The 2,913-nt window shown below is 42.9% G+C and carries 4 protein-coding genes; 2 read left to right on the plus strand and 2 right to left on the minus strand.

Annotated elements, in window-relative coordinates:
- Both HRT75_RS14405 and HRT75_RS14410 read left to right on the plus strand, forming a co-directional pair.
- Window positions 1–499, plus strand: a 499-nt coding sequence (locus HRT75_RS14405) for an NUDIX domain-containing protein (protein ID WP_291188207.1), incomplete at its 5' end; no start/stop codon positions are given.
- 243 nt (window positions 500–742) lie between these two features.
- Window positions 743–1,135, plus strand: a complete 393-nt coding sequence (locus HRT75_RS14410) for a hypothetical protein (protein ID WP_291188209.1) — start codon at window positions 743–745, stop codon at window positions 1,133–1,135.
- On the opposite strand, the gene HRT75_RS14415 is transcribed toward HRT75_RS14410, so the two are convergent.
- Window positions 1,125–1,619 (minus strand): hypothetical protein, encoded by a 495-nt coding sequence (locus tag HRT75_RS14415; RefSeq protein ID WP_291188211.1) that lies wholly within the window; start codon window positions 1,617–1,619, stop codon window positions 1,125–1,127. The genes HRT75_RS14410 and HRT75_RS14415 overlap by 11 nt on opposite strands.
- 6 nt (window positions 1,620–1,625) lie before the next feature.
- A partial coding sequence (locus HRT75_RS14420) for a redoxin domain-containing protein (protein WP_291188214.1) occupies window positions 1,626–2,913 on the minus strand: 1,288 nt, incomplete at its 5' end.

Raw genomic sequence — 2,913 nt, forward strand, 5'->3', positions numbered from 1 at the left:
GGGCTATGTGGATATGCTTGAAAAGAATGATGCCTTCAAGCAGGTGACGATTTACGGAAAAGACGGAGACCGGCTGTTCAAAGAGTTTTGTACACAATTTACCATTCTTGAAGCAGCCGGAGGGCTTGTCTTCAACCCCGCAGGAGAAGCCCTCTTTATCTACAGACTTGAAAGCTGGGACCTTCCGAAAGGTAAAATAGACCCAGGTGAAACGCCCGAAATTGCTGCAGTCCGGGAAGTACAGGAAGAGACTGGGCTTGGAGAGGTAGAACTTGGCGCATTTATACAAATGACTTACCACACCTACAGGCATTTAAAAAAAGGCAGGATACTAAAACCTACCTATTGGTACAAGATGTCCACGACGGAACTGGCACTTACTCCACAGACGGAAGAACACATAGACAAAGCAGAATGGAAGTCCATACCTGAGTTTTTAGAGGGCAGCCTGAATGTTTATCCAAACATAAGATTGGTGCTTGAGCAAAGCCTTGAATAGAGGCCGCAATAAACTCTTAACATTTTCTTAACTAAAAATTTATCAGAAGTAGGGCAACAAATATTCAGGTTGTACGCTACTTATTATGGCTATCTGCTCCATCCAATCCAAAAAATTCCAAAAATTCCTGGTAACCGACAATTTTCACCCGTATGGTGGATAATTACTTCTTCTTTGTACCGAATTGATTTTCTATTTTTGACAAGCCTTATTCCCCATGGCATACCTAATAAAAGTAACACTATGCTAAAGAAGCTAAGTTTCCTACTCGCGCTGTTTCTAACAGGCAGCCTAACCACTTTGGTTGCGCAAACAGCGAGCCTACACGAAACAACCGGATCAAAAGCGGCAGTAACAACAAAGACCAACAGTCTTCTGAATATGGATTCAGAGAGTTGGTCGCTCTATGCCGATGAGGAGAATAACCTCTACTATGTGGATTTCGCTACCCTTAGCGTAAACTTAAACGATATCGTCGTGACTCGGGATGACGGCGAGGTAGTACTGCGGGAACAGGTATTTGACCTGCCTGTCGATACGATCTACGAAATCGACTTCAACCAATACGGTAAAGGCAATTATACTATTGAATTGCGCTCTTTTACCGATGTAATCCGCAGAAAGGTTAAGATTTAGATTTTTCCTTCCAACTTTTTACTGCTTTTCTCAATTCACGCAGAATATCATCAATAGGATAATCTGCTTCTGACAAAGCATGCGTTTTGCCGTTTTTCTCTATGATGACCAACATCCTTGTTGTCTCCTGATTTAGGTTGGAAAAAGGTTGGTTTTGCTTTTCCATCATGATTTTTGCATTACCGATCTTATCATAAGAAAGGTAACCAAAGGAAGTCTCCACCGCATCGTCATAAATTAATACGGGCTGAAGGCGTTCCGTCCTCATCCAGGAAAAAAAGGCAGTTGAAGCACCAATCAGAAATGTAAAAAATAATAGCATTGCTATCAGCATTCGCTGATTGTGCTGCCCACGGGGTGCAGGCTTTATCAGTAGAAAGATTGTACCTGCCAGGCCCACAATAGTGGCCAGCAAAGCAAGTATTAAGGTAACATTTGAGGCTGCTCCCGCAGCCTCAAATGTTTTAATCAGCGTTGATTCCATTTAATCTTATTTCTCAGGATTAGCTTCCTGTTCGCGCATTTCGATAATGCGGTCCATTACTTCTTCCAGCTGTTCTGCGCCAATGCGCTTAGAAAGAATCTCTTTGTTGCGGTCAAGGATATAAAGCTGAGGCGTAGACTTAATGTTGTACACCTTCATATAGCGGCTTCTGTGGTAGCGGTCAACGAAGTGCATCCAGTCTCCAATCTCCTTCTCGTCAATATATTCCCAACAACCTTCTACCTCATCTGTAAACTTGGTACATACTGAAACCACTTTCACCCCTCTGTCTTTGAATTTCTCATAGAAAGCCTTCATGTAAGGGGTAGACTTCTTACAATGGCCACAATCATATCTCCAGAAGTAGAGAATGGTATACTCTGAATCCACATCATGTAGGCTCTGTTTTGTACCGTCTATCGTTTCCAGCTCAATATCCGGAGCAATCTTTCCAATCAGTAACGGTTTCAGTGCCTTAGCATTATCAATAATTTTATTGAGCTGCTCTTCTTCCGTCCACGGAGCTTGTCCTGTAGCATAATACTTTTCTACCAGATGAACATAAGCAGCATCCATTCCTACCATTTTGGACTTCGCTGCCTCATTCAAAAAGTGGATCAGGTAGAACTTGAAGTTGTCTTCTGTAGGCTTCATTTTTTCCAGGATGTATTCTATGGCATGCGCCATTGTATCCGGATGCTGAACCTGTAGCTTATTTACATAATGATCAACTCTTTGAAACAGAAACGGCGTACGGAGCATACGTGGGTCTGCGAGGTCAATATGATCAAAATAATGTTCCTGAGTATACCGCCAGCGCTTACGCTGCACTTCACTTTCTGTACCTTCAAATTCAGGCAACTTCATGGGCAGATTTGCCTTAATTATAGCAGCCGTCAGGCTGTTTGGGTGCTTAGCGATAAGGGTCTCCTGATATTCCCGGACTTTATCGTCAAGTTTAGCTCTTTCTGCTTCCAGCTTTTCTTTTTCTTCATCGGAAGCCGTTTCCATCGCTTTGCCGATAGCTTCTGCTGCAGGCTTTTGCTCATCAAGAAACTGCATATAATTGTAGAATAGCGTATTATCAGGAGCCAGCTCTAACTTCATATCACTGGAAGGTGCGTCCTTGCTCGTCCGAAAAGCGAACTGCTGCTCATCTTCCGTAATGAGAATTTGAAAAAAGTTGTTATCCGGAGCCATAACAACCAAATACACTCCGGGATCCAGTTGCTCATCCCCTTCAAAAAGGAATTTCCCTCCCTGTACTTTAGCCGTATCCACCAGGTATTGTTTT

This window comes from Gilvibacter sp. (assembly GCF_013214815.1).
Classification (GTDB): domain Bacteria; phylum Bacteroidota; class Bacteroidia; order Flavobacteriales; family Flavobacteriaceae; genus Gilvibacter.